The sequence below is a fragment of the Enterovirga sp. genome, assembly GCF_028290205.1.
GTDB lineage: Bacteria > Pseudomonadota > Alphaproteobacteria > Rhizobiales > Beijerinckiaceae > Enterovirga.
The window spans coordinates 1-18102 of sequence record NZ_JAQGKF010000220.1 but is presented as its reverse complement, the minus strand read 5'-3'; the positions used below and the strand labels follow the sequence as shown (position 1 = coordinate 18102).

Here is an 18102-nt window from a genome sequence, read left to right as displayed (position 1 = left end):
TGCACCGCATGCCACGTCTCAGCCTCGCTGACGCCGAAGACCTCGTTGCGGCTGCGCTCATCCGGGCCAACACAGCGGACGGCAATGCCCGCTCGGTGGCGCGCGCCCTGGTGGCCGCAGAGGCCGACGGCCTGAAGGGGCACGGCCTGTCGCGCGTCAGCTCGTATGCCGCCCAGTCGCGCGTCGGAAAGGTGGACGGCCACGCCGTGCCGACCGCCGCGCGGCCGAAACCGGCGCTGCTCCTGGTCGATGCCGCGCATGGCTTCGCCTACCCGGCCATGGACCTGGTCACGGCGGAACTGCCGGCCCTGGCCCGGCAGGAGGGGGTCGCGGTCGCGGCGGTGCGGCGCTCGCACCATTGTGGCGCAGCTGGCCATCCCGTGGAGCGGCTGGCCGCGGCCGGGCTGGTGGCGCTGCTCTTCGCCAACACGCCCTCGGCCATCGCCCCGCACGGCGGCTCCCGGGCCGTGTTCGGCACCAACCCGATCGCCTTCGCGTGCCCCTTGCCGGGCCGCGCCCCGATCGTGGTCGACCTTGCCCTGTCCCAGGTCGCCCGGGGCCCCATCGTGGCCGCCCGGGCCCGGGGCGAGCGCATCCCCGAGGGCTGGGCGCTGGACAGCGAGGGTCGGCCGACCACCGACCCCGAGGCCGCCCTGAAAGGCACCATGCTGCCGCTGGGCGGCGCCAAGGGCACGGCGCTCGCGCTGATGGTCGAGCTGTTGGCCGCCGGCCTCACGGGCGCCACCTACGCGGCCGACGCCTCCACCTTCATCGATGCCGAGGGCGGCCCGCCCGGCACGGGCCAGCTCCTGCTGGCGCTCGATCCCGGCCCGATCGGCGGCCCGGACACGCTCAGCCGCTTCGCAGCACTGGCCGCCGCCATCGAGGACCAGCCCGGCGCCCGCCTGCCGGGCTCGCGCCGGCTCGACAGCCGCGCCGCGGCGGCCCGGGACGGACTCGCGGTGTCCGACGCGCTGCTGGCCGAGATCCAGGCGGCCTAGGCGGATCGGCTCCGGCCGCGCGGCCCGACGCAGCGCCGGGGCGCGAGCGCCCTCACCGGCCCTGAAGCAGGTTCGCGACCAGCCCCGTCCAGCCGGTCTGGTGCGAGGCGCCGAGGCCCTGGCCGGTGTCGCCGTGGAAGAACTCGTGGAACCACACGAGATCGGGCCGGTGCGGGTGTCCGGCCTCGCCCGACATGGCCGGCCGCGTGCCGTCGGGACCCGGCAGGAACAGGCCGGAGAGCCGCCGTGCCAGCTCGTCCGCCACGCCCGCGATGGTCAGGAAGCGGCCGGAGCCGGTCGGGCATTCGATGCGGAACTCGTCGCCATAGTAGCTGTGGAAGCGGCGCAGCGACTCGATGATCAGGAAGTTCAGCGGAAACCAGATCGGCCCGCGCCAGTTCGAATTGCCGCCGAACAGCCCCGTGTCGGATTCGCCCGGCACGTAGCGGACGCTCAGCTGCATGCCGAGTTCGTCGAGCCGGAAGGGCTGATCGCGATAGGCGGCTGACAACGACCGCACGCCGTGACCGGACAGGAACTCGGTTTCGTCCAGCATGCGGCGCAGCAGCGCCTTCATGCGGTGGCCGCGCAGCAGCGACAGCAGCCGACGCTCGCCCGATCCGGGCTCCTGCCATCGCGACACGAGCTGGGCGAGTTCGGGCCGGTTCTTCAGCACCCACTCCATGCGGCGAGCGAAGTCGGGCAGCGCCGCCAGCAAGGCGGGCTCGATCACCTCCACGGCGAAGAGGGGCACGAGACCGACGACCGAGCGCAGGCGCAGCGGCACCTTGCTGCCGTCCGCGAGGTCGAGCTCGTCGTAGAAGAACTGGTCCTGCTCGTCCCAGAGGCCGAGCCCGTCCTCGCCCATGGAGGTCATGGCTTCGGCGATCAGCAGGAAATGCTCGAAGAACTTGGTGGCCACGTCCTCGTAGACCGGGTTGTGGCAGCTCAGCTCCAGCGCGATGCGCATGAGATTCAGCGCGTACATGGCCATCCAGGCCGTGCCGTCGGCCTGGTTCACCCGGCCGGCGCCGGGCGGCGGGTTCGAACGGTCGAACACGCCCACATTGTCGAGGCCCAGAAAACCGCCCTGGAAGACGTTGCGGCCGCCCGCGTCCTTGCGGTTCACCCACCAGGTGAAGTTGATCACCAGCTTGTGGAAGACCCGCTCCAGAAAGGCGAGGTCGCCCGCGTCGCCGCGCGCCTCGCGGTCCATCTCGAAGACCCGCCAGGTGGCCCAGGCATGAACCGGCGGGTTCACGTCGCCGAACTCCCATTCATAGGCGGGGAGTTGGCCGTTCGGGTGCATGTACCATTCGCGGGTCAGCACCACGAGCTGCGCCTTGGCGAAGCCGGGATCGACCAACGCCAGCGGCAGGCAGTGGAAGGCGAGGTCCCAGGCCGCGAACCAGGGGTATTCCCAGCCGTCCGGCACGGACAGGATGTCGGCCGCGTTGAAGTGCCGCCAGCCCGCGTCGCGGCCGCGATGCCGCTCGGCGGGCGGCGCGGGCTGGGCCGGATCGCCCTCCAGCCAGCGGCGCACGTCCCAGCGGTAGCGCTGTTTCGACCAGATCATGCCGGCCAGCGCCTGCCGCTGCACGCGCCGAGCTTCCCCGTCGGCCATTCCGGCCTGGAGCACGGCGTAGAACCCGTCCGCCTCGGCGCGACGCTGCCCGAGCACGGTGTCCCCGAGGTCCACCGGTTTCGGCGTCTCGCCGGCCGCCAGCCGCAGCCGCATTCGGACCTCGCCGCCGGCCGGGATCACGAGCCGGCGGTGCAGGCAGGCCTTGGTGCCGGCGGGGCCGAGGGCGCGCCGGTCACGGCCGATCACGGCCTCGTGGAAGCCGTCCTTGAAGGGGCCGGCCGCCGCGCTGCCGTGAAGGCGGCGGGTGTTGGTTTCGTTGTTGCAGAAGAGGAGCTCGGCTTCGCCGTCCTGGGCCAGATGGTAGGTGTCGAGCCAGGGGTGCTCGGCCCGGACCGACCCCCCGTCGGCCGCCGGGGCGAGACGCGGCAGCCGCTCGAGCGCACCCTCGCTCCAGGACCAGACGTTGCGGAACCAGAGCTGCGGCAGGATGTGCAGCTCGGCCGGGTCCGGCCCGCGGTTGGCCGCCGTGATCAGGACATGGATGTCGTCCGGCGCCGCCTTCGCATATTCCACCGTGACGTCGAACCAGCGCCCGTCCTCGAACACGCCCGTGCTGCCGAGTTCGTATTCCGCATCGCCGCGTCCGCGGCGGCCGTTCTCGGCCACGAGATCGGCATAGGGATAGGCGGCCTGGGGGTAGCGGTAGAGGTGCCGGAGGTAGGAGTGGGTCGGCGTGGCGTCCTCGTGCCAGTACTGCTCCTTGACGTCCTCGCCGTGGTTGCCCTCCGGATTGGTGAGCCCGAACAGCCGCTCCTTGAGGATCGGGTCGCGGCCGTTCCACAGCGCCAGCGCGAAACACAGCAGCTGGCGGTCGTCGCTGATGCCCGCCAGCCCGTCCTCGCCCCAGCGGTAGGCCCGCGATCGCGCGTGGTCGTGCGGAAACGAACGCCAGGCGTCCCCGGCGCGGCTGTAATCCTCCCGCACCGTCCCCCATTGCCGGTCGGCCAAGTAGGGCCCCCACAGCCGCCACGGGGCCGCTCCGGATTCGGCTTCCTCGAGACGGCGGCGCTCGGGGTCGGGAGGGGCGGGCGGCATGCCCGCACCTTCGCCCGGGCCGCCCTCGGCCGGAAGCCCTCGTTGCCAGCGGGCCGGCCGCACGGCAGGCTGGGGCATGATCCCGACCATCCGCATCCAGCCCGAGGATTTCGACCCCGCCGCCGAGATGGAGGCGCTCACGGCCGGCCGGCCGGAGATCGGCGCGGCCGTGTCGTTTGTCGGGCTCTGTCGCGACGAGGGCGGCCGGCTCTCGGCTCTGGAGCTGGAACATTATCCCGGCATGGCCGAGGAGGAGGTGGCCCGGGTGGCGGCCGAGGCAGCGCGGCGCTGGCCGCTTCTCGGCCTCACCGCCATCCACCGCCACGGCCTGATCCGGCCGGGGGAACGCATCGTGCTGGTGGCCACGGCCTCCTCGCACCGCGACGCCGCCTTTGCGGCCGCGAGCTTCCTGATGGATTACCTCAAGACCCGGGCCCCGTTCTGGAAGCGCGAGCATCTTGTCGACGGCAGCCTCGGCACCTGGGTCGAGGCCAGGGAAGCGGATGACCGGGCCGCCTCGGCCTGGGCCGCCGGAGCGTGAACCGCCCGCGCCGCGCCGCGTTGCCGGACAGGGCCCCACCCGGGGGCGCCCCACACTCGACGGGAGCTGGGCCATGCGGCGAACGCCCTCACCGACGCTGACGGCCCTCTCGGCGGCGGCCGGGCTGCTCGCGGCCGTCGTGGCCGCGCCGGCCGAGGCCCGCCGGGGCGGAAGCTCGGATTACCAGGACTCGCTCGTCAACGACACGGTCCGGAACCCGCGTCTGATTGAGCCCGGGGGCGAGGAGACCCGCTACCGCGCGTATTACGGAGGCGCGGGCTACGACGACCGGGTCCGGGCGGAGCAGGGCTATCCCCACCCGTCCAGGGGCCGCATCAGGGTCCGGCCGTCCGGCCGCTGAGAGGGCCCGGCACGGGGGCGGCGGGCCCGTGCCGAGCCCGGTGATGCGCCGCTGACGAGCTGCGGCCCGCCGATCCAGGCGCGCTGCTGCCCCGCGCCTCCGGCGATTGCGGGACGCCCCTCCTCGTGGTTGTGTGAAGTCTCCGCCTCAGATCACGGACCGTGCCCATGCGCCTTCGCGCCTTGTCCGACGTTCTCCCGCACGACCTCTCAGACCGCCCGGGCGGCCATCCGGGCCTGACGGCGGAGAGCAAGTTCGGCATCGGCCAGCCCGTGCACCGGCGGGAGGATCCGATGCTGGTGCGCGGCGAGGGCCGCTACACGGACGACGTTTCGGTCGAGGGGCAGGTCTATGCCGCCTTTGCGCGAAGCCCATACGCCCACGGCGTGATCACCGGTGTCGACCTCGATGCCGCCCGCGACATGCCGGGCGTGCTCGCCGTCTACGGTCCGGACGACCTGGCCGGCTATGGGTCGTTTCCCAACGTCACCAACTTCAAGAACCGCGACGGTTCGCCCATGCTGAAGCCCGACCGGCGGCCGCTCGCGACCGACCGGGTGCGCTATGTCGGCGATCCGGTGGCCTTCGTGGTGGCCGAAACCAACGTCCAGGCGCGCGAAGCCGCCGAGGCGGTCGCGATCGAGATCGATCCGCTGCCGGCCGCCGTAACGGCGCGGGACGCCGTCGCCGAAGGCGCGCCCCAGCTCTACGATCACATCCCCGGCAATGTCGTCCTGGATTTCCATTTCGGGGATTCCGACAAGGTTGCGCAGGCGATGGGCAAGGCCGCCCACATCACCCGCCTGGATCTCGCCAGCCACCGCCTGGTCATCAACCCGCTGGAGCCCCGCACGGCACTGGGCCAGTGGGAGCCCGAGGGCGGCAAATACACGCTGACGGCCGGCACGCAGGGCGTGTTCGGCATGCGGGGCATGCTGGCCGGCGTGCTCGGCATCCCGAAGGAGCAGCTTCGGGTCGTGACCGGCCAGGTCGGCGGCTCCTTCGGCATGAAGATCGCGCCGTTTCCGGAATATGTCGGCGTGCTGCACGCCGCCCGCGAGCTCGGTCGGCCGGTGAAATGGACCGACCAGCGCTCAGAAAGCTTCGTGGCCGATTACCACGGCCGCGGCATCGAGGTGTCGGCCGCGCTGGCGCTGGACGCCGAGGGTCGCTTCCTGGCGCTCAAGATCGACGGGCTGGCCGATCTCGGCGCCTTTCTGACGCCCGTGGCGCCGCTTTTTGCGACCATCAACATCCCCAAGAACGCGATCGGCACCTACCGGACGGCCGCGATTTCGGCCGACATCAAATGCCTGCTCACCAATGCCGTGCCGGTCGGGGCCTACCGGGGCGCGGGCCGCCCCGAGGGCAATTACGTGATGGAGCGGCTGATCGACTTGGCCGCCCAGGAGACCGGCCGCGACCCGGTGGCGCTCCGGCGGCTGAACCACATCCGGCCGGACGAGATCCCCTACGCGACCCCGGCCGAGACGACCTACGATTCGGGTGAGTTCACGGCCATCCTGGACCGGGCTGTCGCGGCCGCCGATTGGGACGGGTTCGAAAGCCGGCGCGCCGAAAGCCGGGCCGGGGGCAAGCTGCGCGGCCGCGGCATCGGCCAGTATCTCGAGGTCACGGCCCCGCCGCAGAACGAGATGGGCGGCATCCGGTTCGAGAGCGACGGCACCGTCACGATCGTGACCGGCACGCTGGATTACGGCCAGGGGCACTGGTCCACCTTCGCCCAGGTGCTGGCGACCCATCTCGGCGTCCCGTTCGAGAAGATCACCCTGCTGCAGGGGGATTCCGACCAGCTCATCGCGGGCGGCGGCACGGGCGGCTCGAAATCCGTGATGGCGAGCGGGGCCGCCATCGTGGAAGCTTCCCAGAAGGTGATCGGCATCGGCCGGGTGGTCGCGGCCGAGCTGCTGGAGGCCGGCGTCGCGGATATCGAGTTCCGCAACGGCCGCTTCGAGATCGCCGGCACCGACCGGGGCATCGGCATCATGGATCTGGCGGCCCAGCTCCGGGCCGGGGTCGAGCTGCCGGACGGGGTGCCGCGCTCGCTCGACGTCAAGCACGTGCACGAGCTGTCGCCCTCGGCCTACCCGAACGGCTGCCATGTCGCCGAGGTCGAGATCGACCCGGAGACCGGCACGATTGAGGTCGTCCGCTACACGATGGTCAACGACTTCGGCACGGTCGTGAACCCGATGCTGGTCGAAGGCCAGCTCCATGGCGGCGTCGTGCAGGGCATCGGCCAGGCGCTCCTGGAGCGCACGAGCTACGACGAATCCGGGCAGCTCGTGTCGGGCTCCTTCATGGATTACGCCCTGCCGCGCGCCGGTGATGCGCCCGATTTCGTGTTCGAGAGCCGGCCCGTGCCGGCCACCACCAACCCGCTCGGGGCCAAGGGCTGCGGCGAGGCCGGCTGCGCCGGGGCGCTGCCGTCGGTGATGAACGCCGTGGTCGACGCCCTGCGCGAGGTCGGCATTGACCGCTTCGACATGCCGGCCACGCCCGATCGGGTCTGGCGGGCCATTCGGGACGCGAGGGCGGCCGCAGCCCCGCAATGACGGAGGTCGCCCGCAGCGCTGCCCTCGGCGGGATCCGCGACGCGGCGCTGGGACCGGCCTGGATCGTCGGCTTCTCGCTGCTCGGCGTCGGCAGCCTGGCCCGCGATGCCGGCCACCCGATCGGTGCCGCCATGCTGTCCACCGTGGCGATCTGGGCCGCGCCTGCGCAACTGATCCTCTATGCCGGGATCGCGAGCGGGGGCCTCTTGCTGGCGGCGGCCATCTCGGTCGCGCTCTCGGCCATCCGGCTCCTGCCGATGACCATCGCCATCCTGCCGCTGCTGCGCCGGCCCGGACAGTCGCTGCTGACGCAGCTCGGCCTTGCCCATCTGGTGGCCGCGACGGCCTGGATCGAGGGCATGCGGCGCCTTCCGACCATGCCGGAAGAGCGCCGGGTGCCGTTCTTTGTCGGCTTCGCACTGACCTGCATGGCCATCTCGACAGCCATGACGGCGGCCGGGTTTCTCCTGGTGGGCGCCCTGCCGCGCCCGCTCGCCGCCGCCATCCTGTGCCTGACGCCCATCTACTTCACGGTGGCGATGACCGGCGCCGCCCGCCACCGCGGCGATTGGGCGGCGATCGGCCTCGGGCTCGGGCTGCTGCCCGTGGCCCAGCTCCTGATCGGGCGCGATTACGACATCCTGGCTGTTGGACTGGTCGGCGGGACGGCCGCCTACCTGGTCGACCGGGCGTCGCAGGGCCGCCCCGCGTGAGCGGCGACCGGGCCCGGCCGTGAGCGAGGCGCTCTGGCCCTATCTCGTGGTGCTGCTCTTCGGCGCCCTGCCGAACGAGGTGTTCCGGTCCGCGGCCGTGTTTCTGGCGCGCGGGCTGTCCGAGGACGGAGAGCTGTTTCGCTGGATCAGGGTGGTGGCGATCACCCTGCTGGCGGCCGTGGTGTCCAAGATCGTGGCCTCCCCGCCCGCCGCGCTGGCGACGGTTCCGGTCTGGGTGCCAGTGGCCGCCATGGCGACCGGCGTGCTGGTCCACCGCCTCCGGCCATCGCTGTTTGGCGCCATTCTGGCCGGCGAGGTGGTGTTCGTGATCCTGGCCTGGGCGATCTGACCGCAACAGGGCCCGCCGCTGGCGGCAGGCCGCCGGTGCCGACCGGGTCCGGCCGCCCCGACGGTGTCAGAGGCCCCAATAGGGGGACACGCCGTAATAGGAATGCAGGTCCCGCTCCCGCTCGCGGTCGGACCAGCCGTATTCGTTTTCGCGGTAGAAGTTCGGCGCGTCCTTGACCTGGCTCTCGGACAGGTCGGTCCGGTATCCGCCGAGTTCCGTGTCGTAGGTCAGCTTGCCCCACGGGATCGTGTAGGTCTCCTCGCCGAGACCCAGGAAGCCGCCGAAGCCGAGTTCCGCGTAGGCGACCTGTCCGCTCACCTTGTCGATCATGAGCCGCTTCACCGAGCCGATATGCTGCCGGTCGGCGCCGTAGACCTCCGTGCCCTCCACCCGGTCGCTCTCGATGAGCGGGTTGGCGGATGTCGTCGCGGTGCCGGCTGCGCCGGCCGTTGCTCCGAATTGTGACATGGCGTCCTCCTGAAACTGTCTCCCGGGGGAAACTTCGGCCGCGTCACAATGTTTCCGGCCGGACCCTCGCGCCAATCGGTCCGGACATCCGCCGTTATCCTGCATGGCCGCCCGCGCCTCTGACCTTCTGACGCTGACGCCGCAGGGCCTCTATTGTCCGGGCGGGAATTTCCACGTCGATCCGGTGCGGCCTGTCGACCGGGCCCTGATCACGCACGGCCATTCCGACCACGCCCGCGCCGGCCACCAGCACGTCATGGCCACCGCCGAGACCCTGCGGATCATGCGAGTCCGCTACGGCGAGGATTTCGCCGGCGCGACACAGGAGGCGGTGCTGGGCGAGGTGCTGCGGGTCGGCGAGGTCCTGGTCACCTTTGTGCCGGCCGGCCACGTGCTGGGATCGGCCCAGATCGTGATCGAGCAAGGCCGCTGCCGCCTGGTCGTGTCGGGCGACTACAAGCGCGGCCGCGATCCGACGTGCCTGCCCTTCGAACCGGTGCGCTGCGACGTCTTCATCACCGAGGCGACCTTCGGCCTGCCGGTGTTCCGCCATCCCGACACCGCCCAGGAGGTCGCCAAGCTGCTCGCATCGGTGCGGCTCTTTCCGGAGCGCGCCCACATCGTCGGCGCCTATGCGCTCGGCAAGGCGCAGCGCGTGATGGCTCTCCTGCGCCAGGCTGGCTACGCCGAGCCGATCTGGCTGCACGGCGCGATGGAGCGGCTGACCGCCCTCTACAAGGACGAGGGCGTGGCCCTCGGCGACACGCCCCGGGTCGCGGCCGCCGACCGGGCCGGGCTGAAGGGCGCCATCGTGCTGTGTCCGCCCTCCGCCATCCAGGATCTGTGGGCCCGCAAATTCCCGGACCCCGTGACGGCCTTCGCGTCCGGCTGGATGCGGGTGCGGGCCCGCGCCCGGCAAAAGGGCGTGGAACTGCCGCTGATCATCTCCGACCATTGCGACTGGGACGACCTCTGCCGCTCCATCCTCGAGACCGGCGCCGAGGAGGTCTGGGTGACGCACGGCCAGGAGGACGCGCTGGTGCATTGGTGCCGGACACAGGGCATCCGGTCGAAACCGCTGCACCTGCTCGGCTACGGCGATGAGGAAGGTGACACCGCGACGGAGGGCGCGGCCGAGCCCGCCGCCGAACCGGCATGAACCGCTTCGCAGACCTGATCGACCGGGTCGGCTACGAGCCGCGCCGCAACGGCAAGATCCGGCTCATCGCCGATTACTTCCGGCGCACGCCCGATCCGGAGCGCGGCTGGGCCTTGGCCGCGCTGACCGGGGCGCTCAGCTTCCGGCACGCCAAGCCCGGTCTGATCCGCGGCCTCATGGAGGAGCGCTCCGACCCGGTGCTGTTCGGGCTGTCGCGCGACTATGTGGGCGACCTGTCCGAAACGGTTGCGCTGATGTGGCGGCCGCCCGGGGAGGCCCCGTCTGGCCAAGCCGACGGCGCTCCCGGCCCGGGCCACAACAACCCGCCCGCCGACGGCCCGACCCTGTCCGAGGTGGTCCATGGGCTCGCGAGCGCCGGCAAGGCGGAGCTGCCGGGCCTGGTCGCGAACTGGCTCGATGCGCTTGACGAGATCGGCCGCTGGGCGCTGCTGAAGCTGATCACCGGCGAGCTGCGCATCGGCGTGTCGGCCCGCCTGGCCAAGACCGCGCTCGCGAGCCTCTGCCAGGACGCCGAGCGGCCGATCACGGCCGACGACGTGGAGCATGTCTGGCACGGGCTGGAGCCGCCCTACCGATCGCTGTTCAGTTGGGTCGAGGGCTGCGGCGAGCGGCCGGAGAACGTGAACCCGGCCCCGTTCCGGCCGCCCATGCTGGCGCATCCGGTCGACGACGAGGATTTCGCCAAGCTCGAACCGGCGGCCTTTCGGGCGGAGTGGAAGTGGGACGGCATCCGGCTGCAAGCGGTCGCCGGGCGGGACGGCGACGGCACGCCCGTGCGGCGCATCTATTCGCGCACCGGCGAGGACGTCTCGGCGGCGTTTCCGGACCTGGTCGAGGTGCTCGATTTCGAGGGCGCCCTGGACGGCGAGCTCCTGATTGTGCGCGAGGGACGGGTCGAGAGCTTCAACGTGCTGCAGCAGCGGCTGAACCGGAAGGCCGTCACGGCCAAGATGCTGGTCGAGTACCCGGCCCATCTGCGGGTCTACGACCTGCTCGCGCTCGACGGCGAGGATCTGCGCGAGTTGCCCTTTGACGAGCGCCGGCGCCGGCTCGCCACCTTCGTGACGGGGCTCGGAGAGCCCCGCATCGACCTGTCGCCGCAGATCCCCTTCGCGACATGGGACGAGCTCGCGGCTGCCCGGGCCGATCCCGCCTCGGCCGGGGCGGGGCCGGATGCGGACGCGATCGAGGGCTGCATGCTGAAACGGGCCGACTCGCCCTACCTGCCGGGCCGGCCCAAGGGCCCGTGGTGGAAGTGGAAGCGCGACCCGTATCTGATCGATGCCGTGATGATGTATGCGCAGCGGGGCTCCGGGAAGCGCTCGTCCTTTTATTCGGACTACACCTTCGGCTGCTGGCGCGACGGCCCGGCCGGGCCCGAGCTGGTGCCGGTGGGCAAGGCTTATTTCGGCTTCACCGACCAGGAGCTGCTCAAGCTCGACCGCTATGTCCGCAACCATACCAGCCAGCGGTTTGGGCCGGTGCGAGAGGTGCAGTTCGGGCCGGACAGGGGCCTCGTGCTGGAGGTCGCGTTCGAGGGGCTGCAGCGCTCCGGCCGGCACAAATCCGGGGTGGCGATGCGCTTCCCGCGGATTCACCGCATCCGGTGGGACAAGCCGGCCGGCGAGGCGGACCGGCTCGAGACGCTTGAGCGCATCCTGAGCAAGGGAGAGACGGAGATGCACCCGACGGGCACCGACGGAGGCGAGACGTGAGCCGGGCCGCGCTGCGGGTCGAGCCGGTGGCCGCGGGGTCCGCCTTGCGGCAGGTGCTGGGCCGCTTGGCTGTCGAGACCTCCGGACCGGGCTTCACCGACATCACGGCCCCTCTCGCCCGCTTCGTGGCCGAGAGCGGGATCGCCAACGGGCTCCTCACCCTTCTGTGCCGGCACACCTCCGCCTCGCTCCTGATCCAGGAGAACGCCGACCCGGATGTGCGCCGCGACCTCGCGGCCGCGCTCGACCGGCTGGCGCCGCGCGGCGCGCCGTACGTTCATGATGCCGAGGGGCCGGACGACATGCCGGCGCATATCCGGGCCATGCTGACAGGGGCCTCGCTGTCCATCCCGGTCCTGTGCGGGCGGCCGGCGCTCGGGACCTGGCAGGGCGTCTACTTGGCCGAACACCGCGACGCGCCGCACCGCCGCGAGGTCATCGTCAACCTTACCGGTGCGTAAACGCCGGGCGACGGTGTCTTATGTAAGATACGGCTCGCGCGGATTGTGCGCGCTCTGGTAGAGCCAAGGCTGGCCTCCATGGGCGAGCCAGGCCGGAGACGGCGTTGCACAGTACCAAGATCATCCTCGCCGACGATCATCCGCTGTTCCGCGAGGCCCTGCGCCGCGCCATCGAGCAGATTTTGCCGGAAGCCTCCGTCGAGGAATGTTCCGGCCTCGACTCTCTCCAAGAGACGCTGACGCGGTCGCGCGACGCCGACTTGGTCCTGCTCGACCTCACCATGCCGGGCGTGCAGGGGTTTTCGGGTCTGATCTACCTGCGGGCCCAGTATCCCGAAATCCCGATCGTGATCGTGTCGGCGAACGAGGACGCGACCGTGATCCGGCGTGCCGTCGAATTCGGGGCCTCCGGCTTCGTGCCGAAATCGCTCGATCTCGAGGGCATCGGCAACGCGGTCCGGACCATCCTGTCCGGGGACATCTGGGTGCCGCCCGATGTCGATCTGGAGGCCGGCGAGGACAAGGAGACGGCGGACCTCGTGCAGCGGCTCGGCCGGCTGACGCCGCAGCAGATGCGGGTTCTGATGATGCTGTCGGAGGGGCTGCTCAACAAGCAGATCGCCTACGAGCTCAGCGTCTCGGAGGCGACCATCAAGGCCCATGTCTCGGCCATTCTGCAGAAGCTCGGCGTGGACAGCCGCACCCAGGCCGTGATCGCCGCCTCGCGAATTGGCGCCACCGGCCGGGTCACCGGCTTGACCTGAGGGCTCAGCGTCGGCGGCTGACGATCGGGTAGGAGGCGCGGCCCCGGCGCGTCCAGCGCCCCCGGCCGCCCCGCTGCGCGCGGGCGGCCGGCGCGGGTGCCAGCGAGGTGTCCGGGACGGCGGCCGTCGTGTCGGCCGTGGGCTGCAGCTCGTTCAACCGGGCGTTCTGGTTCTGCAGGTTGCGGTCGATCTCGTCGCGCTCTCGCCGGAGGGCGGCCAGGCTCCGCTGCGTGGTGGTGAGTTCCGCCTGCGCGTCGGACTTCGCCTGCGAGGCCCGGGTGAGGTCGTCACGCGTGGACGCGACCTTGGCCTCGATCTCGGCCAGGGACGCGGAGGCCGCCATGTGGCGGGCGAGGTCGGCGGAGAGCTTCTCGCCGCGCTCGGTCGCCTCCATGATCTGCAGGCGTTGCACCTTCTGGACCGAGGCGGCCGACCAGGACGAGAGCCCGAACAGCACCCAGCCCATGGCGGCAAACGCGGCCAGGATGAGCGCGAGGGGCCGCGTGAATTCCTGCTTCAGATCAACCGCCATGAAACCCCGAAAACCCCGGACGGCTCCGCCGTGCGGAGCGTGTTGCGGATCCGTTGTATGTCCGAGCTCCGGCTCCTTGGCCGGACATTATGATCGCAGCAAGGCGGTAGTCCCATGGATCGCGTGGCCAAGCGGAGGATGAGCGAGACCTGGCGCGAGGCCGTGGCCGGCCGCTGCGCCGGCGCGGAGCCGCTGGCGGCCTATGACGCCATGGTGGCCGGCGGCATGTCGGAGGCGGAGGCGGCCTTCCGGGCGCTTGCGGCCGCCGGCCTCCTCTGGGCCATCGAGGAACCGATCACCGCGGCGGCGCCGGATCAGGCCGTCACCAGCGGCCGCGCCGCGGGCTGACCGGCCCCTGCCGGCTGACCGGCCGCCGGCTTGGCCGGCGCTGGCCGATCGCCGTAGGGTCCGGTGCCGGCCGGGGTCGCGGTCCAGCCCGCGGCCGCTTCGAGGCAGATGCGGGCCGCATCGGTCAGGCGGCTCGCGCACCGGTCCGAGCGCGCCGCCTCGCACAAGCCCTCGCCCTCCGCGGTGCCGAGCCCCCAGGAGCCGATCACCACCAGCGCGTCCGGCAGCCGCCGCCGCAGCCGCCGAACGGCGAAGCGGACGTGAACCGTGACGCTGGTGTCGAGGTAGGACAGGCACACGATGCGGGCGGACCCGGTTGCGATCCGGGCGATGCCGGTCGTGGACAGGACATCGCTGCTCTCCACACGGGCCGGCAGCCCGTGCTTCTCCAGGATCTGGGCCAGCATCCGGGCGCTGACGAGGTCGAGGCCGTTGCGGCCCGCCACGCAGAGAACGGCGGGCTGGTCCGAGGCGCCCGGGCCGAGCGCGCCGGCCGGCAGGGTCGGCAGCTCGCCGGCTGCGGCGTCGGCGCTGTCCAGCGTCTGGTCCAGATCCTCGTCGCCGGCGGCGCGCTTGACCTCGATCTTCTTGCCCTCCGGGGAGCCGGCGGGCGGGTCGGCCTCGTGCTCCGCCAGCTCCTCGATGAGCTGGGTGGAGGCCTCCTCGATCCGGACCAGGGCCGCTTCGTCCAGGGCGCCTCGGGCCAGATCCACCTGGCCAAGGGCGAGCCCCTTCACGGCGACCTCGTCGTAATAGGCCGCCAGGCTGTGCTCCTTGAGGAACAGCTCGGCCTGTTCGATCGCCTCCCCGGCATCCCCGGCCAGGATGCGCTGGTAGAACACTTCGGCCACGGTGAGCGGCGGGCGGTCCCCCAGCATCACGTCCAGGAACTCGAGCTGCTCCACGTGCCGGCCGAGCACCACCAGGCACACGGTCAGCGGCATGGCGATGATCAGCCCGACCGGGCCCCAGAGCCAGGTCCAGAAGGTCACGCATCCCAGGACCGCCAGCGGGGTCAGACCGGTCGAGCGTCCGAAGATCAGCGGCTCGACGATCTGCCCGACGCCGAATTCGATGCAGATGAAGAAGCCGGCCGCCATCAGCAGCATGGTCCAGCTCGGATCCACGGCTGCGGCCAGCAGCAGCGGCCCGCCCGCCGCCAGCGCCACGCCCACATAGGGCACGAAGCGCGACACGAAGGAGAGGATGCCCCACAGGATCGGACTCGGCACCCCGATCAGCCACAAGCCGATTCCGACCACCGCCCCGAAGGCGGCGTTCAGCAGCACCTGGACCAGGAAGTAGCGGCTGAGCCGGTGAGCCGCCTCGTCCATGGCGGCCGTGGTGCGCTGGAGGTCGCGCGAGCCGGCGAGCCGAATGGCGCGATTACGAAGATCCTCGCGCTGCATCAGCATGAACACGGTGAACACGATCACCAGAGCCGCCGTGCCGAGCGGTTTCACCACGGGGGCCACGAAGGCCGCGATGGCAGCGAGGGGGCTGATCCGGGTCTTGGCGATCTCGACCGGCACGGGCGCCGGCTCTGCGGCCGCCGGCGGCGCGCCGGGCGTTTGCGGCTGCGCCGTGGAGGGCTGCGGGCCGAGGTCCTTGGCGAGCTCCTGCAGCATGTCGCCCAGGCGCTCGAGCGGCCCGCTGCCGGCGGTCGCGCCTTTCAGCGCGCTGATCTTGTCCCGGATGGTGGATTGGTAGCGCGGCAGGTCGTTTGCGAGTTCGGCGGCCTGCCCGACCAGCAGGGCCGTGATCCCGCCGATGGCCAGAAAGGCGAGAAGGACCACCGCCGTGACCGGGAGGACGCGGCCGAGGCCCCAGCCCTGCAGCAGCCGCACCGGGATGGCCAGCACGAAGGACAGGATGACGGCGAGGACGAAGGGGACCAGCACCTCGCGGCCCACATAGAGCGCGGCGACGATCACCGCGCCCGTGATCAGCGCGCCGGGCCCGATGGAGGGCGCGGCGGCGTCGACCTGCCCGCGCCGCGGGGACGAATAGGAATCCGGCATCAGCTCTGGACCATGCCGCCGACCCTCGGCCGCAAGCCCGTCTCCAACTCCCGTTGCGCCGGTTCGATCCCTCCCGCGGCCGGGATCTCTGGGCTGGTTAAGCCGAGGGCGCGCCGGTGTCGGGCGTGAGCCCCGCGGCTGCGATGCCGGCCAGCGCGCACAGCTCGTCCTTGTCCGACAGATCGCCCGACACGCCGACGGCACCGATCACCAGCCCGCCGGCATCCCGCACCAGCACCCCGCCGGCCACCGGAACCAGGCGCCCGCCACTCGCCACCGAGGCGGCCGCCACAAAGGCCGCCCCGGCCGCGCCGGACGCGACGCGGTCGGCCAGAACCCGGCTTCCGGCCCCGATGCCGAGGGCGCCCCAGGCCTTGCCGCCCGCGATCTCGACCCGGAGGATGCCCGAGCCGTCCTCGCGCTTCAGCGCCACGGGGTGGCCGCCCGCGTCCAGCACCACCACCGTCATGGGGGCGAGCTTCATGCGGCGGGCCTCGGCCAGCGCCGCGTCGACGACGAGGGAGGCTTGGGACAGCGTGAGGGAGGGCATGCGGTTCTCCGGGCCGGTCGGGCGGACGCGGCAATGGCGGTCCGGTTAGCACCCGGATCGGCCCCGCGCCAATGCCGCCGGCCGCCGAACGAAGCCGCCCGTGCCGCGTTGCCGGCCACGGGACCGGAGTTGCGCATGGCGGCGGCGAAACGGATCGAGGCGGGCCGGCGCGTCCGGTTCGCCGTGGTGGGCGCGGGCTGGATTTCCCAGGCGGCCTTCCTGCCGGCGGTGGCCGGAACGGCGAATTCCGAGCTCGTCGGCCTCGTCACCGGCGATCCCGAGAAGGGCAGGGCCCTGGCCGAGCGCTATCGGCTGCCGCATGTCTGGTCCTACAAGGAGTACGGCGACATGCTCGCCTGCCCCGAGATCGACGCCGTCTACCTCGCCCTGCCGAACGGCCTCCATCGCGACTTCGCGGTGCCGGCGCTCGAGGCAGGGCTCCACCTCCTGCTCGAAAAGCCGATGGCCGTGTCGGAGCAGGAGTGCCGCGACATCGAGGCCGCCGCGACCGGCAGCGGCGCCCGGCTGATGATCGCCTACCGGCTCCATTTCGAGCCGGCCACGCTGGAAGCCATCCGGCTCGTGCGGGCCGGGGCGATCGGCGATCCGCGCCTGTTCAGCTCCAGCTTCAGCCAGCACGTCTCCCCGACGAACCACCGGGCGCAGCAGGGCTTTTGGGCCGGGCCGGTGGCCGATATGGGCCCCTATCCGATTAATGCCGCCCGCAACCTGTTCGGGGCCGAGCCCACCGAGCTGTGGGCCGTCGGAGCCATGAATCCGGACCTGCCCTTTGAATTCGACGACACGGTCAGCGTCACCATGCGGTTCCCCGGGCAGAGGCTGGCGCAGTTCACGGTCAGCTACGGGGCGGAGAGTGCCGGCGCCTGGAGGCTTCTCGGAACAGCCGGCAACCTGCGGCTCGAGCCAGGCTATGGTTTCGGCACGCCGATGCGGCTTGCCGTTACGCAGGGGAGCGACACCCGCGAGCAGAGTTTTCCGGAGACGGACCAGTTCGGCGGCGAGCTCGGCTACTTCTCCGATTGCGTGATCGCCGGTCGCGACCCGGAGCCGGACGGGGAGGAGGGCCGGCTCGACGTGCGGGTTGTGGCGGCGATCGAGCGGGCGCTCGCCACGGGGCGGCCGCAGGTTCTCGAGCCCGTGGCGCGGAGCCGGCGGCCTGATCCCGCGCAGGCTGCCGCTCTGGCCCCGAGCGCCACGCCGCCCCTGGTGCATGCGGGCGCGCCGGGGGAGGATGTGCCACCGGCCGCGTGAGGCCCGTGACAGGTTCGGGCTGACGGCGTCCCGGAGCCGCCGCCCCCCACAGGAGGCTCGACCATGTTCGACCGTCGCTCCGCCCTCGCCCTCGCCCTGCTGCTGTCCGCGTCGTGGCCGGCGGCCGCCCAGGCGCAGCTCCTGAACGTCTCCTACGATCCGACCCGGGAGCTGTACCGCGACATCAACGCCGCCTTCGCCAAGAGCTGGCAGGCGCAAAGCGGCGAAACCCTGACCATCCGGGCCTCGCACGGCGGCTCGGGCGCCCAGGCCCGCAGCGTCATCGACGGGCTCGCGGCCGATGTGGTGACGCTGGCTCTCGCCCCCGACATCGACGCCATCGCCCGGGCCGGCAAGCTGCCCGAAACCTGGCAGTCGCGGCTGCCCAACAATTCCGCGCCTTACAGCTCCACGGTCGTGTTCCTGGTCCGCAAGGGCAACCCGAAGGGAATCACCGACTGGGAGGATCTCGCCAAGCCCGGGATCCAGGTGATCACGCCGAACCCGAAGACGAGCGGCGGGGCGCGCTGGAACTACCTGGCGGCCTGGGGCTACGCGCTCGGCCGGTGG

Annotated in this window: 18 protein-coding genes; 13 read left to right on the top strand and 5 right to left on the bottom strand. The window is 71.7% G+C overall.

The genetic code is table 11. The features are described from left to right. The first annotated feature begins 8 nt into the window (after positions 1-8). The gene (locus JWR86_RS15200) at positions 9-1001 is read left to right on the top strand and encodes an Ldh family oxidoreductase (RefSeq protein ID WP_299567110.1); all 993 of its coding nucleotides are present in this window, start codon (positions 9-11) and stop codon (positions 999-1001) included. Between the two features lie 52 nt (positions 1002-1053). Here JWR86_RS15200 and JWR86_RS15195 read toward each other — a convergent pair whose 3' ends face one another. After that, the gene (locus tag JWR86_RS15195; RefSeq protein ID WP_299567188.1) at positions 1054-3681 is read right to left on the bottom strand and encodes a glucosidase; all 2628 of its coding nucleotides are present in this window, start codon (positions 3679-3681) and stop codon (positions 1054-1056) included. A 76-nt stretch (positions 3682-3757) separates the two neighbouring features. On the opposite strand from JWR86_RS15195, the gene JWR86_RS15190 reads away from it, so the two are divergent. The 5 genes from JWR86_RS15190 to JWR86_RS15170 all read left to right on the top strand — a co-directional run bounded on the left by JWR86_RS15190 (position 3758) and on the right by JWR86_RS15170 (position 8221). After that, positions 3758-4222 (top strand): molybdenum cofactor biosynthesis protein MoaE, encoded by a 465-nt coding sequence (locus JWR86_RS15190; protein ID WP_299567108.1) that lies wholly within the window; start codon positions 3758-3760, stop codon positions 4220-4222. 73 nt (positions 4223-4295) lie between these two features. Further along, positions 4296-4583 carry a hypothetical protein gene (locus JWR86_RS15185; protein ID WP_299567106.1) on the top strand — a complete coding sequence of 96 codons (288 nt, stop codon included), beginning with the start codon at positions 4296-4298 and terminating at the stop codon, positions 4581-4583. Between the two features lie 293 nt (positions 4584-4876). Then, positions 4877-7159 (top strand): xanthine dehydrogenase family protein molybdopterin-binding subunit, encoded by a 2283-nt coding sequence (locus JWR86_RS15180; RefSeq protein ID WP_299567186.1) that lies wholly within the window; start codon positions 4877-4879, stop codon positions 7157-7159. Beyond that, positions 7156-7872, top strand: coding sequence for an AzlC family ABC transporter permease (locus JWR86_RS15175; RefSeq protein ID WP_299567104.1), 717 nt, complete (start codon positions 7156-7158; stop codon positions 7870-7872). The genes JWR86_RS15180 and JWR86_RS15175 overlap by 4 nt, the downstream gene beginning before the upstream one ends. A 19-nt stretch (positions 7873-7891) precedes the next feature. Next, positions 7892-8221, top strand: coding sequence for an AzlD domain-containing protein (locus tag JWR86_RS15170; RefSeq protein ID WP_299567102.1), 330 nt, complete (start codon positions 7892-7894; stop codon positions 8219-8221). 66 nt (positions 8222-8287) lie between these two features. On the opposite strand, the gene JWR86_RS15165 is transcribed toward JWR86_RS15170, so the two are convergent. Next, positions 8288-8689, bottom strand: a complete 402-nt coding sequence (locus tag JWR86_RS15165; protein WP_299567100.1) for a PRC-barrel domain-containing protein — start codon at positions 8687-8689, stop codon at positions 8288-8290. Positions 8690-8792: 103 nt separating this feature from the next. On the opposite strand from JWR86_RS15165, the gene JWR86_RS15160 reads away from it, so the two are divergent. The 4 genes from JWR86_RS15160 to JWR86_RS15145 all read left to right on the top strand — a co-directional run bounded on the left by JWR86_RS15160 (position 8793) and on the right by JWR86_RS15145 (position 12809). Next, entirely contained in the window at positions 8793-9848 is a 1056-nt protein-coding gene (locus JWR86_RS15160) for a ligase-associated DNA damage response exonuclease (RefSeq protein WP_299567098.1), read from the top strand. Further along, a complete protein-coding gene (locus tag JWR86_RS15155; RefSeq protein WP_299567096.1) occupies positions 9845-11584 on the top strand; it encodes a cisplatin damage response ATP-dependent DNA ligase in 1740 nt (579 codons plus the stop codon). The genes JWR86_RS15160 and JWR86_RS15155 overlap by 4 nt, the downstream gene beginning before the upstream one ends. Positions 11585-11595: 11 nt before the next feature. Beyond that, a complete protein-coding gene (locus JWR86_RS15150) occupies positions 11596-12045 on the top strand; it encodes a secondary thiamine-phosphate synthase enzyme YjbQ (protein ID WP_299567184.1) in 450 nt (149 codons plus the stop codon). Between the two features lie 104 nt (positions 12046-12149). After that, a complete protein-coding gene (locus tag JWR86_RS15145; protein WP_299567094.1) occupies positions 12150-12809 on the top strand; it encodes a response regulator transcription factor in 660 nt (219 codons plus the stop codon). Between the two features lie 4 nt (positions 12810-12813). On the opposite strand, the gene JWR86_RS15140 is transcribed toward JWR86_RS15145, so the two are convergent. Then, complete coding sequence (locus tag JWR86_RS15140; protein WP_299567092.1) at positions 12814-13341, bottom strand: hypothetical protein; 528 nt, start codon at positions 13339-13341, stop codon at positions 12814-12816. 114 nt (positions 13342-13455) lie between these two features. On the opposite strand from JWR86_RS15140, the gene JWR86_RS15135 reads away from it, so the two are divergent. Next, positions 13456-13689, top strand: coding sequence for a hypothetical protein (locus JWR86_RS15135; protein WP_299567090.1), 234 nt, complete (start codon positions 13456-13458; stop codon positions 13687-13689). Here the strand turns inward: JWR86_RS15135 and JWR86_RS15130 are convergent. Both JWR86_RS15130 and JWR86_RS15125 read right to left on the bottom strand, forming a co-directional pair. Further along, a complete protein-coding gene (locus tag JWR86_RS15130) occupies positions 13656-15710 on the bottom strand; it encodes an AI-2E family transporter (protein WP_299567088.1) in 2055 nt (684 codons plus the stop codon). The genes JWR86_RS15135 and JWR86_RS15130 overlap by 34 nt on opposite strands. Positions 15711-15807: 97 nt before the next feature. Further along, positions 15808-16260, bottom strand: coding sequence for a heme-binding protein (locus tag JWR86_RS15125; RefSeq protein WP_299567086.1), 453 nt, complete (start codon positions 16258-16260; stop codon positions 15808-15810). 135 nt (positions 16261-16395) lie between these two features. Here JWR86_RS15125 and JWR86_RS15120 point away from each other — a divergent pair, with 135 nt between their 5' ends. Further along, positions 16396-17532, top strand: a complete 1137-nt coding sequence (locus JWR86_RS15120; protein ID WP_299567084.1) for a Gfo/Idh/MocA family oxidoreductase — start codon at positions 16396-16398, stop codon at positions 17530-17532. A 63-nt stretch (positions 17533-17595) separates the two neighbouring features. Then, the coding region (locus tag JWR86_RS15115; protein ID WP_299567082.1) for a sulfate ABC transporter substrate-binding protein at positions 17596-18102 on the top strand (507 nt) is incomplete at its 3' end.

Coding starts and splice junctions, on each gene's coding strand:
- JWR86_RS15200 (WP_299567110.1), top strand. CDS start 9: ATGCCACGTCTCAGCCTCGCTGACGCCGAAGACCTCGTTGCGGCTGCG.
- JWR86_RS15195 (WP_299567188.1), bottom strand. CDS start 3,681: ATGCCGCCCGCCCCTCCCGACCCCGAGCGCCGCCGTCTCGAGGAAGCC.
- JWR86_RS15190 (WP_299567108.1), top strand. CDS start 3,758: ATGATCCCGACCATCCGCATCCAGCCCGAGGATTTCGACCCCGCCGCC.
- JWR86_RS15185 (WP_299567106.1), top strand. CDS start 4,296: ATGCGGCGAACGCCCTCACCGACGCTGACGGCCCTCTCGGCGGCGGCC.
- JWR86_RS15180 (WP_299567186.1), top strand. CDS start 4,877: ATGCTGGTGCGCGGCGAGGGCCGCTACACGGACGACGTTTCGGTCGAG.
- JWR86_RS15175 (WP_299567104.1), top strand. CDS start 7,156: ATGACGGAGGTCGCCCGCAGCGCTGCCCTCGGCGGGATCCGCGACGCG.
- JWR86_RS15165 (WP_299567100.1), bottom strand. CDS start 8,689: ATGTCACAATTCGGAGCAACGGCCGGCGCAGCCGGCACCGCGACGACA.
- JWR86_RS15160 (WP_299567098.1), top strand. CDS start 8,793: ATGGCCGCCCGCGCCTCTGACCTTCTGACGCTGACGCCGCAGGGCCTC.
- JWR86_RS15155 (WP_299567096.1), top strand. CDS start 9,845: ATGAACCGCTTCGCAGACCTGATCGACCGGGTCGGCTACGAGCCGCGC.
- JWR86_RS15140 (WP_299567092.1), bottom strand. CDS start 13,341: ATGGCGGTTGATCTGAAGCAGGAATTCACGCGGCCCCTCGCGCTCATC.
- JWR86_RS15135 (WP_299567090.1), top strand. CDS start 13,456: ATGGATCGCGTGGCCAAGCGGAGGATGAGCGAGACCTGGCGCGAGGCC.
- JWR86_RS15130 (WP_299567088.1), bottom strand. CDS start 15,710: ATGCCGGATTCCTATTCGTCCCCGCGGCGCGGGCAGGTCGACGCCGCC.
- JWR86_RS15125 (WP_299567086.1), bottom strand. CDS start 16,260: ATGCCCTCCCTCACGCTGTCCCAAGCCTCCCTCGTCGTCGACGCGGCG.
- JWR86_RS15120 (WP_299567084.1), top strand. CDS start 16,396: ATGGCGGCGGCGAAACGGATCGAGGCGGGCCGGCGCGTCCGGTTCGCC.